The organism is Solirubrobacter soli DSM 22325 (assembly GCF_000423665.1).
Classification (GTDB): domain Bacteria; phylum Actinomycetota; class Thermoleophilia; order Solirubrobacterales; family Solirubrobacteraceae; genus Solirubrobacter; species Solirubrobacter soli.
Window position 1 is genome coordinate 97447 of sequence record NZ_AUIK01000028.1, and the last position, 13557, is coordinate 111003.

The 13557-nt window shown below is 72.1% G+C and carries 12 protein-coding genes; 7 read left to right on the plus strand and 5 right to left on the minus strand.

Annotation, left to right across the window (positions count from 1 at the left end; translation table 11 throughout):
- Window position 1 precedes the first annotated feature (1 nt).
- Genes iolC through G569_RS0123035 form a run of 5 tightly spaced genes read left to right on the plus strand, consistent with a single transcriptional unit; the run spans window position 2 to window position 5947 of the window.
- A complete protein-coding gene (gene iolC, locus G569_RS0123015; RefSeq protein WP_053226865.1) occupies window positions 2-910 on the plus strand; it encodes a 5-dehydro-2-deoxygluconokinase in 909 nt (302 codons plus the stop codon).
- The gene (gene iolD / locus G569_RS0123020; RefSeq protein ID WP_028065163.1) at window positions 907-2778 is read left to right on the plus strand and encodes a 3D-(3,5/4)-trihydroxycyclohexane-1,2-dione acylhydrolase (decyclizing); all 1872 of its coding nucleotides are present in this window, start codon (window positions 907-909) and stop codon (window positions 2776-2778) included. Before iolC ends, iolD begins: the two co-directional genes overlap by 4 nt.
- Window positions 2775-3545, plus strand: coding sequence for a 5-deoxy-glucuronate isomerase (gene iolB / locus G569_RS0123025; protein WP_028065164.1), 771 nt, complete (start codon window positions 2775-2777; stop codon window positions 3543-3545). Before iolD ends, iolB begins: the two co-directional genes overlap by 4 nt.
- A complete protein-coding gene (locus G569_RS50830) occupies window positions 3542-5047 on the plus strand; it encodes a CoA-acylating methylmalonate-semialdehyde dehydrogenase (RefSeq protein ID WP_053226849.1) in 1506 nt (501 codons plus the stop codon). Before iolB ends, G569_RS50830 begins: the two co-directional genes overlap by 4 nt.
- Window positions 5048-5086: 39 nt before the next feature.
- Window positions 5087-5947, plus strand: a complete 861-nt coding sequence (locus G569_RS0123035; protein WP_028065165.1) for a CARDB domain-containing protein — start codon at window positions 5087-5089, stop codon at window positions 5945-5947.
- A 10-nt stretch (window positions 5948-5957) separates the two neighbouring features.
- Here G569_RS0123035 and G569_RS0123040 read toward each other — a convergent pair whose 3' ends face one another.
- On the minus strand, window positions 5958-6440 hold the full coding sequence (locus tag G569_RS0123040) for a TetR/AcrR family transcriptional regulator (RefSeq protein ID WP_064750429.1): 483 nt from the start codon (window positions 6438-6440) through the stop codon (window positions 5958-5960).
- Between the two features lie 59 nt (window positions 6441-6499).
- On the opposite strand from G569_RS0123040, the gene G569_RS50835 reads away from it, so the two are divergent.
- Entirely contained in the window at window positions 6500-6841 is a 342-nt protein-coding gene (locus G569_RS50835; protein ID WP_053226851.1) for a VOC family protein, read from the plus strand.
- On the opposite strand, the gene G569_RS0123050 is transcribed toward G569_RS50835, so the two are convergent.
- The 3 genes from G569_RS0123050 to recJ form a co-directional block, all read right to left on the minus strand.
- Window positions 6816-7595, minus strand: coding sequence for an alpha/beta fold hydrolase (locus tag G569_RS0123050; protein ID WP_028065167.1), 780 nt, complete (start codon window positions 7593-7595; stop codon window positions 6816-6818). The two genes, G569_RS50835 and G569_RS0123050, sit on opposite strands and share 26 nt — an antisense overlap.
- A 147-nt stretch (window positions 7596-7742) precedes the next feature.
- Complete coding sequence (locus G569_RS50840) at window positions 7743-10043, minus strand: RelA/SpoT family protein (protein ID WP_245602538.1); 2301 nt, start codon at window positions 10041-10043, stop codon at window positions 7743-7745.
- 59 nt (window positions 10044-10102) lie between these two features.
- On the minus strand, window positions 10103-12700 hold the full coding sequence (recJ, locus tag G569_RS58695) for a single-stranded-DNA-specific exonuclease RecJ (protein ID WP_053226852.1): 2598 nt from the start codon (window positions 12698-12700) through the stop codon (window positions 10103-10105).
- A 53-nt stretch (window positions 12701-12753) separates the two neighbouring features.
- Between recJ and G569_RS58700 the strand changes: the two genes are divergently transcribed.
- Window positions 12754-13284, plus strand: a complete 531-nt coding sequence (locus G569_RS58700) for a methyltransferase domain-containing protein (RefSeq protein ID WP_053226853.1) — start codon at window positions 12754-12756, stop codon at window positions 13282-13284.
- Here the strand turns inward: G569_RS58700 and G569_RS0123075 are convergent.
- Window positions 13281-13544, minus strand: a complete 264-nt coding sequence (locus G569_RS0123075) for a hypothetical protein (protein ID WP_245602539.1) — start codon at window positions 13542-13544, stop codon at window positions 13281-13283. The genes G569_RS58700 and G569_RS0123075 overlap by 4 nt on opposite strands.
- Window positions 13545-13557 lie beyond the last annotated feature (13 nt).

A 13557-nucleotide genomic window follows, 5' to 3' on the forward strand; every position in this document is an offset into this window, starting at 1 on the left:
GATGGGCCGGATCAGCGTCGACCTCTATCCGGAGCAGATCGACGTGAAGCTCGAGGACGTCTCGACGTTCGCGAAGTCGCTCGGCGGCTCGCCCACGAACGTCGCGGTCGCGGCGGCGCGGCTGGGGGCGAAAAGCGCCGTGATCACCAAGGTCGGCGACGACCCGTTCGGCGTCTATTGCCGCCGCGCGCTGCGCGAGTTCGGGGTGGATGACGCCTTCGTCGGCGTCCACCCCACGCTGCGCACGCCGCTGGCGTTCTGCGAGATCCACCCGCCCGACGACTTCCCGCTGCTCTTCTACCGCGAGCCGAAGGCGCCGGACCTCGAGATCCGCGCCGACGAGCTCGACCTCGACGCCGTGCGCGCCGCCCGGATCCTGTGGGTGACCGGCACCGGGCTGAGCCAGGAGCCGAGCCGCGAGGCGACCCTGACCGCATTGCGCGCCCGCGAGGGCGGCGACGTGATCGTCGATCTCGACTACCGGCCGATGTTCTGGCCCGACGCGGCCGAGGCCACCGCGATGGTCCGTGAAGCGCTTCAGTACGCCACGGTCGCCGTGGGCAACCGCGAGGAGGTCGAAGTCGCCGTCGGCACCCGCGAGCCCGACGAGGCCGCCGACCGGCTGCTGGGTCTCGGCGTCCAGGTCGCGATCGTCAAGCAGGGCCCGGCGGGCGTGCTCGTCGCGACCCGGGACGGACGGACGAGCGTTCCTCCCGTCCCGACCGAGGTCGTCTGCGGGCTCGGTGCCGGCGACGCCTTCGGCGGCTCGCTCGCGTACGGTCTGCTGCAGGGTTGGCCGCCCGAGCGCGCGGTGCGGATGGCCAACGCGGCCGGATCGATCGTGGCCTCGCGGCTGGCCTGCGCCGACGCGATGCCGACCCTCGAGGAGCTGGAAGGAGTCCTGGCATGAGGTTGACCGTGGCTCAAGCGCTCGTGCGCTTCCTGGCCGTCCAGCGGCTGGAGCGCGACGGCGAATCGCAGCCGTTCTTCGCGGGCTGCCTGGGGATCTTCGGGCACGGGAACCTGTCCGGGATGGGCCAGGCCCTCTCCGAGGGCCAGCTGCGCTACGTGCCCGCCCGCAACGAGCAGTCGATGGTCCACGTCGCCACGGCCTACGCGCGCCAGCGCAACCGGCTCGCGACCTGGGCCTGCACGTCTTCGGTCGGCCCGGGTGCGACCAACATGGTCACCGGCGCGGCCGTGGCGACCGTCAACCGGCTGCCGGTCCTGCTCCTGCCCGGCGACACGTTCGCCACCCGCGCGCCGCACCCGGTGCTGCAGCAGATCGAGGCGCCGCACGACGGGATCCTGTCCTGCAACGACGCCTTCAAGTCGGTCTCGCGCTACTTCGACCGGATCACGCGGCCGGAGCAGCTGATTGGAGCGCTGATGGAGGCGATGCGGGTCCTGACCGACCCGGCGGAGACCGGCGCCGTCACGATCGCGCTGCCCGAGGACGTCCAGACGGAGGCGTTCGAGGTCCCGGACGCGTTCCTCGAGGAGCGCGTGTGGACGGTCTGGCGACGTCCGGCGGCGGCCGGCGCGGTGAAGCGCGCGGCGGAGCTGATCGAGACCGCCGAGCGGCCGCTGATCGTGGCCGGCGGCGGCGCGATCTACGCCGAGGCGCTGCACGAGCTGCGCACGTTCGCCGACGCGACCGGCATCCCGGTGTGCGAGACGCAGGCGGGGCGCGGCTCGATGCTCTCCGACGACCCGTTGGCCCTCGGCGCCGTGGGCGCGACGGGCACCGCGGCAGCGAACGCGCTGGCGGCTGTGGCGGACGTCGTGATCGGCATCGGCACGCGCTGGGGCGACTTCACGACCGCGTCCAAGACCGCGTTCCAGGACGAGAATGTTCGCTTCATCAACATCAACGTCGCGTCGTTGGACGTGCACAAGCACGGGGGCGTGGCGGTCGAGGCGGACGCTCGCGAAGCGCTGAGCGCGTTGCGGCGCGCGTTGGAGGGCCGCCACGCGCCGGCCGCGTGGACCGCGCGGGCGGGCGAGCTCTCGCGGGCGTGGGCGAAGACCGTCGCGGAGCTGGTCGCCCCCGGGCCGGAAGACCGGCCGCTGCGCCAGTCCGCCGTGATCGGCGCGGTCAACGACGTCGCCGGCGAGACGGGGGTCGTCGTCAACGCCGCCGGCTCGGCACCCGGCGACCTGCACAAGCTCTGGCGCGCCCGCGACCCCGAGGGCAAGGGCTATCACGTCGAGTACGGCTTCTCGTGCATGGGCTACGAGATCCCGGGCGGCGTGGGGACCAAGCTCGCCGCGCCCGAGCGCGAGGTGTGGGTGCTGGTCGGGGACGCGTCGTGGCTGATGTCTCCGGGCGAGCTCGTCACCGCCGTCCAGGAGGGCGTGCCGATCCGGCTCGTGCTGGTCGACAACCACGGCTACGCGTCGATCGGCGCGCTGTCGCGCTCGATCGGCTCCGACGGCTTCGGAACGATCCACCGCGCGTCGGCCAACGGGCACCTGCCGGTCGACGGCGAGGCCGTGACGGCGCCGCTGCCGGTCGACCTGGCGCTCAGCGTCGAGGCGCTCGGGGTCCCGGTCACCCGCGCGGCTTCCCTGGACGAGCTGCGTTCCGCGTTGGAAGGCATGCGCGGCGCCGCCGGGCCGACCTGCGTCTACGTCGAGACCGACCGCCACCAGGGCGTGCCGAACTTCGACAGCTGGTGGGACGTGCCGGTCGCCGAGGTCGCCTCGCAGCCGTCGGTCAACGAGGCCCGCGCGGCCTACGAGCAGGCGCGCACGCGCCAGCGGCTCTACACGTGAGTCACGAGCTTCGAGTCCCCCCGTCGGAGGGCGAGACGATCGTCTCGATCTCGCCGGAACGCGCGGGCTGGACCTATGTGGGCTTCGAGGCGCTGCGCCTGAACGGCTCGCCGGTCACCCGTGAGACCGGCGAGCGCGAGCTGTGCGTCGTGGTGATCTCCGGGCGGGCGCGGATCGGCGAGTGGGAGCTGGGCTCGCGACCGACGCCGTTCGAGGGCGCGCCGGACGCCGCCTACTTCCCGCCCGGCTCGACGGTGACGCTCGACGGGGACGCCGAGATCGGCCTGTGCTGGGCGCCCGCGCCCGACGGCGGCGCCGAGGCGCGGGCGCTGCCGGCGTCCGAGATCACCCCGGTGACCCGCGGCACAGGGTCGATGCAGCGCACGATCCACAACATCCTGATGCTCGAGCGCGAGGCCGATTCGCTGCTCGTGACCGAGGTCCAGACCCCGCCCGGGAACTGGTCCAGCTACCCGCCGCACCGCCACGAGCGCGACGCGCTGCCCGAGGAGTCCCTGCTCGAGGAGACGTACTACCACCGGGTCGATCCGGCGCACGGCTTCGTGGTGCAGCGCGTCTACACCGACGACCGCTCGCTCGACGAGGCGATCACCGCCCGCGACCGCGACACCGTGCTCGTCCCGCGCGGCTACCACCCGGTGGGCGTCCCGCCGGGCTACCGCTCCTACTACCTGAACGTCATGGCCGGCCCCCGCCGGACGTGGGCGTTCCACAACGATCCCGACCACGAATGGCTGATGGCATGACCGCGACCGACGTCCAGATCCTCGACAACTACGTGGGCGGTGCCTGGGTCCCGTCCTCGGCCGCGGAGCGTCTCGACGTGGTCAACCCGGCGACCGGCGAGCACCTCGCCGAGGTGCCGCTCTCCACCGCGGCCGACGTCGACGCGGCCGTGGCGGCGGCTCGCGCCGCGCTGCCGGCCTGGCGCGCGGTCTCGGTCCTCCAGCGCTCGAAGCTGCTGTTCACGCTGCGCGAGCGGCTGATGGAGCGTGTCGACGACCTCGCCCGCTCGGTCACGATCGAGATGGGCAAGACGCTCCCGGACGCGACCGCCGAGGTGATGCGGGCGATCGAGATGGTCGAAGCCGCCTGCGCCGTCCCGACGACGATGCAGGGGCGAATCCTGGAGGACGTCTCCCGCGGGGTCGATGCCGAAACGATTCGGCAGCCGGTGGGTGTGTGCGCCGCGATCGCCCCGTTCAACTTCCCCGCGATGGTCCCGTTCTGGTTCATGCCGTTCGCGATCGCGTGCGGGAACACGTTCATCCTCAAGCCGTCCGAGCAGGTGCCGCTGACCCAGCAGCTCGTCTTCGGCGTCCTCGACGAGCTCGGGCTGCCCGACGGCGTCGTGAACCTGGTCAACGGCGGGCGCGAGGTCGTCGAGTCGCTGCTCGACCACCCGGGCATCGACGCGATCTCGTTCGTCGGCTCCGCCCCGGTGGCCAAGCTCGTCTACCAGCGGGCGGCCGCCGCGGGGAAGCGGGTGCAGGCGCTCGGCGGCGCGAAGAACCACATGGTCGTGATGCCGGACGCCGTGGTCGGCAAGACCGTCGACGGGCTGATCGCCTCGGGGTTCGGTGCCGCCGGCCAGCGCTGCATGGCGGGCTCCGTGGTCGTGACCGTCGGCGAGGCGCACGAGCGCGTGGTGCCGGAGCTGGTGCGGGCGACAGAGGCGCTCCGGGTCGGTGACGGGCTCGAGACCGGCGTCGACGTCGGGCCGGTGATCTCGTGCTCGGCCCGCGACCGCATCCACGGTTTCATCGACCGCGCGCAGGCCGACGGCGCCCGCGTGGTGGTGGACGGCCGCGGCGCCGGCGGTCCGGATGGCTCGTCGTTCGTCGGCCCCACGATCATCGACAACGTCGCGCCCGGCTCCGAGCTGGCCGCGCAGGAGGTCTTCGGCCCGGTCCTCTCGATCGTCGCCGTCGACACGCTCGACGCGGCGATCGAGCTGGTCAACTCGTCGCCGTTCGGCAACGGCACGTCGATCTTCACCGAGTCCGGCGCCTCGGTCCGCCGCTACCGCCATGACGTCGAGGTCGGCATGATCGGCGTCAACATCGGGGTCGCGGCGCCGGTCGCGTTCTTCCCGTTCTCCGGCTGGAAGGACTCGTTCCTGGGCGACCTCCACGCCCACGGCCCGGACGCGGTCGAGTTCTTCACCCGCAAGAAGACCGTCACGAGCCGCTGGTTCTCGGACGGCCAGGGCCACGGGTCCTACTTCGTGGAGTCCGCCTCGAGCTGATGTATTCACATATCGCGCATCGTGCTCTGACTCCTAGACATGATGCTGCTTACGCTCCAAGCCAACGAGTGGGTGGGGATGTTCACGGCGGTCGTCGGGATCATCCTGTCGGCCACGAGCCTGGTCCTCGGTCAGCGCCAACGCGCCGCTGAGGCACGCGCCAAGACCGCTCGCGATCACCTCGACGATGCGGAGCAGTACGAGCGCGAGCAACTGTCGCTCAACGCCGCGACCGAGGAGCGGGCACGAGCGCAGCGCGACGCGATGCGCCGGCGGGCGGAGGCCGAACGGGCCTACGAGGACGCGACACGTGCGCTGCCTTGGCGCCGGCGTATCAGCTTCAAGGCCGTCGCGGCGGCCTCGATCGGGACGATGACCGTGCTGGGCGCGGGGCTCACCCTCGCCGCCGCGGACGTCAACGGCGAGACGATCAGCGCCCAGGACACGGCCGGGATGTGGTTCTGGGCGGTCGTCGCCGTCCTGCTCGGCTTCAGCGCGCGGCGGGACGTGAAGGCCGAGCCGGGGCGATACGGGATCAAACTGGCCTGGGTCGGGATCGGCACCGCCGTGTTCGCCGTGCTCGCCACCGCCGCACCTCCGCAGCCGGCGGAGTCCAGCCCCGAGAAGCCCAACCTCGTGGTCGCGATCCTCGACGACTGCACCGGGTATCGCGTGATGAACGACGGACCGACCGCGGCGGGGGCGTTCCAGGTCGTCGGAACCAACAGCGGCGGCAGCTCGAGTTTCGCGCATGACGGACTTCCGGCCGGCCAGGTCGCGGACTTCCGCTTCTTCGACACCGGAGATCGCTCGGAGGGGCTGACGACGGTGCGGGTCGACGCCACGAACGCCGTCGCCGAATCCGACGAGAGCGACAACGGCGCCCAGCTCCTGTGCTGAACGCGCGCAGCTACGAGTCCGACGCGTAACGCAGTGCCGCGACCGCGGCGCGGGCCTGGACCGGGTCCGCGCCGTCGGCCACCGCGGCGAGCGCCGCACGCCAGGCGGCCGCCAGCACGCGGCCGAACACGGGACCGCCGAGCAGCTCGGCGAGCCGGTCGCGCTCCCCGGCCGGCGGGTCGCCGAGGATCCGCAGGAACCCCTCGCGGACGGCGAAGTCGAACCCGACGAGGAGCGCGCCCGTCACGGGCGCCGACGCCGCGAGCGCGCCCTCCATCCGGTCCAGAAGCCGTTGCTCGACGTCCGCGCGCACGAACGCGTAGAGCCCGAGCTTGCTCTCGAAGTGGTGGTAGAGCGCGCCGGTCGTGACGTTCGCCGCCGCCGAGAGCTCGGCCACGGTGACCTCCTCGAACCCCCGGTTCCCGAACTCGCGGACCGCGGCGAGCGCCAATCTCCCCTTCGGAGACGTGGAAATCGGGATCCAGTCGGGCACAAACGAGCATAATGGCGTTACGCTCTCTCATAATCCAATTACGGACGGAGGGTTGCACCATGAAGCTGGAGTTCCTGTTCACCCCCACGTCGGATCTGAAGGGCTCGCTCGCCCTCTATCGGGATGGCCTCGGGTTCACCGAGGCCTGGCGCGAGGGCGACTCGACCGTCGCGCTCGTCGTACCGGGCTCGGACGTGCAGCTGATGCTCGACGCGAACGACCCGACCGCGCCGGGAGGGCCGCTGTTCGTGGTCGACAGCGTCGAGGCGTTCCATGCCGGGCGCCCGGAGGCGCTGATCGTGCTCGAAGGTCCGTCGGAGATCCCCGGGGGGTTCCTCGCCGTCTACCAGGACCCGGGCGGGGCGACGATCTACGTCATGGACCAGTCGACCGACCAGTAGCGTCGAGCACGGCGTCCGCGAACGCCTGCGGCGCTTCCAGCGGCAGGAAGTGACCGGCACCGGGCAGCACACGCAGCTCGGCGTCGGTGAACGACTCCGGCACGCTCTCGCTCCAAGCGACCGGGAACAGTGGGTCCTGGTCGCCCCAGAGCACGATCGTGCGGACGCCGATCGGCGCCTGGCTGCCGCTCGGGTTGGCGGAGTACCAGGCGACGCTGGCCGTGAACGCTCCGGGTCGCGCGTACTCGTCCACGAGCGCGGCGAACTCGTCGCCGCCGGTGAGGTCCTGTGCAGCCCAGGTCCCCCAGATGTGGGTCAGATACGCGTGGACCTCCTCCGCGCGGCCGTCGAGCAGCTGCGTGGAGAGCGGCAGGCGGTGGAAGTGCTGGTACCAGTAGTGCGGCGCCATCTCCGGGGCGGTCGAGTAGCGCTGCATCGCCGGGAACGCGGGCGTGACGACGAGGCCGGCGATCCGGTCGGGCTCGAGCCGCGCCATCGCCTGCGCGATGCGGCTGCCGATGTCGTAGCCCGCGACGACCAGCGGGCCGTCGGTGGCGTCCAACAGGCGCCGGGCGTGCGCCTCGGCGGTGACGTCCTCGAGCGCCACCGGCCCGGAGAACGCGCTGCCGAACCCCAGCAGGTCCGGGGCCAGCGCCGGGAGGTCCTCCGGCAGGTGGCCGGCGACGCGGCGGTAGTCGCGCGCCGAGCCCGGCCAGCCGTGCAGCAGCAGGACCGTCTTAGTGTCCCGAGTCACAAGTTCGCGAGCCGCTACCGGACGCCTCGCCGCGCCTGGTGGCCGCCGGCGATCCCGCACGTACCACCAGTATGCACCGGATCACCGGCGACCCCCAGCCACGACGATGCGGGCCGCTATCGACGCCCGAACTTCCGACTCGCGACACTAGCCGCCAGCGGGGATCACGCGGTAGGCGTCGAACACGGAATCGATCGCGCGGAGGCGGTTGATCGCCGACTTCAGCGCCTGCGTGTCGCCGACCTCGATGACGAAGCGGTTGCGGGTCATCGGGTGCTGGACGAGGCAGCGGGCCTCGATGATGTTGATGCCCGCCTCGGCGAAGGTCCGCGAGAGATCCTCGAGCAGGCGGTGGCGGTCCCAGGCGTCGACCTGGATCTCGACCTTGAAGCCGGTCTCGTTGTCGCCGTCCCAGGAGACCGGGACGAAGCGCTCCGGGTCCTTGCGAAGGGCGCCGACGTTCGGGCAGTCGTCGCGGTGGATCGTGATGCCGCGACCGAGGCTCACGTAGCCCACGATCGGATCGCCGGACACGGGGCGGCAGCACTTGGCCAGGCGCAGCGGGACGTCGGAGACGCCCTCGACGCGGATGCCGAACTTCGCGGCGTTCCCGTCCGGGCGCCGCAGCGCGGGCGCCTTGCGGCGGTCGAGCAGCAGGTCCTCGCCCGGGCTGGGCTCCTCGACGCCCGCCTCGCCCTGCTTGAGCCGCTGCAGGACCTTGTTGACGACGACCTTGGGCGAGATCTTCGCGCCGCCGAGGGCGATGTAGAAATCGTCGGCCTTCTTGAAGCCGAGCTCACGGATGACGTCGGCCAGCAGCGGCGAGCCGGTCAGCTTCTGCGCGGGCAGCCCGGCCTTGTTGAGGTGCTCCTGGAGCAGCTCGCGGCCGGTGTGCTCGGAGTCGTCGCGGCTCTCGGCCTTGAACCAGGCCTTGATCTTGTTGCGCGCACGGGTCGTCTTGACCAGCGCCAGCCAGTCGCGTGACGGGCCGCGCTCGCGCTTGGACGTGAGGATCTCGACGATGTCGCCCGACTGCAACTCGTAGTGCAGCGGCACGATCTTGCCGTTGACCCGCGCGCCGACGCAGCGGTGGCCGACGTCGGTGTGGATCTCGTAGGCGAAGTCCAGCGGGGTCGCGCCCATCGCCAGCGACTTGACCTCGCCCTTGGGCGTGAAGACGAAGACCTCGTCCTCGATCAGCTCGCCGCGGAGCTGGTCGGTGAACTCCGTCGGGTCGCCCTCGTTCTCGGTCTGCCAGTCCAGCAGCGACTTGAGCCACTTGAGCTTCTGGTCGGTCGGGTCCTGGCGCGCCTGGGTCGAGTTCTCCTTGTAGCGCCAGTGCGCGGCGACGCCGTACTCGGCCGTCTCGTGCATGTCGCGCGTGCGGATCTGGATCTCCAGCGGCCGCCCCTCGGGCCCGATCACCGTCGTGTGCAGCGCCTGGTACATGTTGAACTTCGGCATCGCCACCATGTCCTTGAAGCGGCCCGGGAGGGGCTTCCACAGGGAATGGATGACGCCGACGGCGCCGTAGCAGTCCTTGACGGAGTCGACGATCACGCGCATCGCCGTCAGGTCGTAGATCTCGTTGAACTCGCGGCCCTTGCGGGTCATCTTCGAGTAGATCGAGTAGAAGTGCTTGGCGCGGCCGGAGATCTCCGACCGGATGCCGAGCGCCTCCAGCTCCTTCGCGAGGTAGCCGCCGGCTTTGGCGACGTAGCGCTCGCGCTCCTCGCGCTGCTGGTTGACCAGGCCCTTGATCTCCTGGTACTTGCGCGGGTGCAGCGTGGCGAACGCGAGGTCCTCGAGCTCCCACTTGATCGCGTGGATACCGAGGCGATGCGCGAGCGGCGCGTAGATCTCGAGGGTCTCCTTGGCCTTCTCGATCTGCTTCTGCTTGGGCATCGCGCCCAGCGTGCGCATGTTGTGCAGGCGGTCGGCGAGCTTGATCAGGATGACCCGGATGTCCGTGGCCATCGCGACCATCATCTTGCGGTAGTTCTCGGCCTGCGCCTCGTCGCGGCTCTGGAACGTGATCCCGGTGAGCTTGGTCACGCCGTCGACCAGGCCGGCGATCTCCTCGCCGAACTGCTCGTTGACCTCGTCGAGGGACGCGGTCGTGTCCTCGACCGTGTCGTGCAGCAGCGCGGCGCACAGCGTCGCCGTGTCCAGGCGCATGCCGGCGCAGATCTTGGCCACGCCGACCGGGTGGGTGATGAAGTCCTCGCCGCTGACGCGCCGCTGGTCGGCGTGGTGCTCGCAGGCGAACAGGAACGCGTCCAGGACGGCCTTGCGGTCGATCGGCTCGGCGACCTCGTCCGCGTGCTCGGAGACGATCGCGAACAGGTCGGCCAGCAGCTCGTGCTCGAGCGTGGTCAGGTCGTCGGGGATCGCCAGCGTGCCGTCGTCGCCGTGGGCGACGCGGTCGACCGGGCAATGCGCGGCCACCGCGACCGGGATCGCGTCTCCGCCCGTCAGCGGACGATCGCCGTTCGCGCCGGCATCGTTCAGGCCGCTTGCGGGAGCCTCGGATTGCTGGGAATCAGGTATTGCCGTCCGTCCTCGAGCCGTCGCTGGTAGGCCACGAACGCCGCGGAGCGCTCGAGCGCGGTGCGCTCCGGGTGCTCCGCCACGCGAAGGGTCTGAGCGTCGCGATCGAGCTCGGCGAGCCCCAGCTCGACGAGGACCCGCACCAGCCGGCCCGCGAGCGCCGCGGACCTCGGCTGCGGCCCGTCTCCGCGGAGCAGCGCCTCACCCGGCTCACCGCACGCCACCTTCGCCGCGCGCAATGCGCGGTAGAGAGCGGTCAGCGGGTCGCGCAGGTCGAAGTCCCATTCGTGTATCCGTACCGCAAAGTCTAGTTCAGACCTACCCCACGCCAGATGGGTCCAGCCCTCACCTTCCGGATGGTCCAACAGCGGCCGACTGGGCGGGTCGACAACGACCACGTGGGTGTACCGCCGGGCCAGCCCGGGATCGTCCTCGATCGCCCCCCAGCTCGCGACCGCGAACCCGCCGACGCGCTCCGCGAGCGCCCGAGCCCGATGCGGCGCGTGGGCGGCGACGGCGAGAACCGGCTCGCCGGACGCGACGAGGTCGCCGAGGATGCCCGCGATGCCGGTGCCGCGCAGGTCGCGCGTGAGCCGGAGGCCGCCAGCCGCGCCGACGGCCTCACCCCGCGCCGCGCCACCGGCCGCCTCGCCCGGCGCCGCGGCGTCGGCGGCCTCGCCCGGCGCCGCGCCACCGGCGGCCTCGCCCGGCGCCGCGGCGTCGGCGGCCTCGCCCGGCGCCGCGCCACCCGCGGCCTCGCCCCGCGGCGCCACGCCCCCGCCCGGCTCGCCGGCCGCCCACGCGGCCAGGTCGCGCGCGAGCTCGCGCGTCACCCCCGCGGCGAACTCGGGCTCGCCGACCACCTCGATCGTCCCGCCGGCGCACCGCCGGGCCTGGCGCAGCACCAGTTTCGGGGAGATGGCGCCGTTCCAGCGGTCGATCTCCAGGCGGACGGCGGCGTCGGCGAGCTCATTCTCGCCCACCGGCAGCGAGTCGCCGCCGCCGAACGCCACGCAGCGCGAGTTGGCGCCGCCCGCGCTCAAGGTGAAGGACACGTGGCGGCCTTCGCCGATCCCGCGCGGGTCGGACATGGTCGCGGCCGGGACGAGCAGCGAGACCGCCGGGTTGCCCATCCCGAACGGGGCGAGCCCCTGGAGCTCCTCCGCCAGGTCGAGCGATAGGGCATCACCCTGCGCAACCGCGTCGATCCGCACCTCGGGGACGAGGTCCTCGTCGGTGAGCACCGCGTCGGCGTGGGCGAGGAACGCCTCGCGGAACGCGTCGACCTCGCTCGCGGCGATCGTCAGGCCCGCCGCGGCCTTGTGGCCGCCGTAGCGGAGCAGGTGGCCGGCGGCGGCGTGCAGGCCGCCGAGCAGGTCGAACGCCTTGATCGAGCGCCCGGAGCCTGAGCCCTCCTCGCCCTCGAGCGCGATCAGGATCGCGGGGCGGTGGTGGCGCTCGGCGATCCGCGAGGCGACGATGCCGATCACGCCGGGATGCCAGCCCTCGGACGCCAGCACCAGCGCGCGCCCCGGCGGGTGCTCGGCCACCAACGCTTCAGCCTGGAAGCGGATCTGGGTCTCGACGTCGCGTCGCTCGGCGTTGACGGCGTCGAGCTCGGCGGCGACCGCCTTCGCCCGGTCGCGGTCGTCGGTCAGCAGCAGCTCGAGCCCCGCGTCGGCCCGGTAGAGCCGGCCCGCCGCGTTCAGCCGCGGGCCGAGGCGGAAGCCGATCGCGGACTCGTCGAGCCCGCTCGGGTCGACGCGGGCGACGTCCATCAGCGCCCGCAGCCCGACCTTGCGGGTCCCGGCCAACACCCGCAGCCCGTCGCGGACGAGGCGCCGGTTCTCGCCCTGCAGCGGGACGACGTCGGCGACGGTGGCGAGCGCGACCAGGTCGAGGTCCTCGTCGGCGAGCGTCACGTCCTCCCCGGCCCCCTCGAGCAGCGCCTGCGCGAGCTTGTGCGCGACGCCCGCCGCGCACAGGTCCGGGCACGGGTAGCCGTTCACCCGCGGGTGCACGAGCGGCGCGTCGGGCAGCACGCCGTCCGCCCGCGGCGAGTGGTGGTCGGTGACGATCACGTCGACCCCGAGCGACCGCGCCAGCGCGACCTCCTCGACCGCCGTCACCGCGCAGTCGACCGTGATCAGCAGTTGGGTCCCGCGCGCGGCGAGCTTCTCCACCGTCGAGCGCGCGAGGCCATAGCCGTCGTCGATCCGGCTCGGCAGGTACCAGTCGACGTCCGCGCCGAGCGTGCGCAGCACGCGCACGAGGATCGCCGTCGAGCAGACGCCGTCGACGTCGTAGTCGCCGTGGATGGTGATCCGCGAGCCCCGCTCGACGTGCTCGAGCACCCGCCACGCCGTGCGCGCCAGACCGGGCCACGCCGAGAGCGAGTGACTGACCCCCGCGTCGAGGAAGCGTCGCGCGGCCGCCGGGTCGGCCAGGCCTCGCCGCACGAGAACTTGCGCGAGGACGTGCGAGCAGCTCAACTCCGCCGTCAGCCGCGAGGCTGCGGCGAACTCGTACGGCGAAACCTGGAGCCGGACATCCATCCCAAGCGTGAGGCTAGGCGCGCCGTAGGACGGAAACCGGGCACACTCCTCACATGAGCCCGGACTTTCCGGACGGCTTCTTCGAGCGCACCACGCCCCGAGGCACCGTCTCGCCCTTCGATGATGCGGCCGTCGCGGCCGTGCGCGATCTCTACAGCGATCTCGGCATCGACGGGCGTGTGCTCGACCTCGGCGGCTCGCCCCTCGCGCTCTTCGACGTGCCGCCCGACGAGCTGGTCTCGTTCGACGGCGACCCGGACGCCGGCCTGCCGTACGGCGACGACGCGTTCGACGACGTCGTCTGCTGCAACGTGGTCGGCGGGCTCACCCGCCCGGCGGAGACGTTCGCCGACGTCGCGCGGGTGCTTCGCCCCGGCGGGCGGTTCGTGTGCACGTTCGCCCGCGACGCCGCGGTCGCGGTGCGCGGGTGGGCCGGCAATGACGACGCCGGCCGCGTGCGGATCGTGCGGGCGTACTTCTCACTCGCGCCCGCGTTCGGCCCTGCCGAGAGCGACCTCCGGACCTCCCTTACGGGAGCCGGAGATCGGCTCTGGGCCGTGTGGGCCGCGAAGAAGCGGGGCTAAGCGTTAGCGAGGCGGGGGGCTTCGGCGGCCAGCTTGCGCACGCCGAGCCACCACATGATCCCGAGGCCGATCAACGTGCCCGGGATGGCTTCGACGCCCGTCATCAGATCGGTGCCGCTCTCCCCCGGGATCGACCCGAGGTTGACGATGATCCCGAAGATGTTGGCCCCGAGCAGGGCACCGCAGAACGCGCCCACGATGCCGCCGTAGAAGTTGTCCGGAAGGAAGACGGTGAAGTGCCAGAGGGCCAGTCCGACCATGGTCCAAACGAGC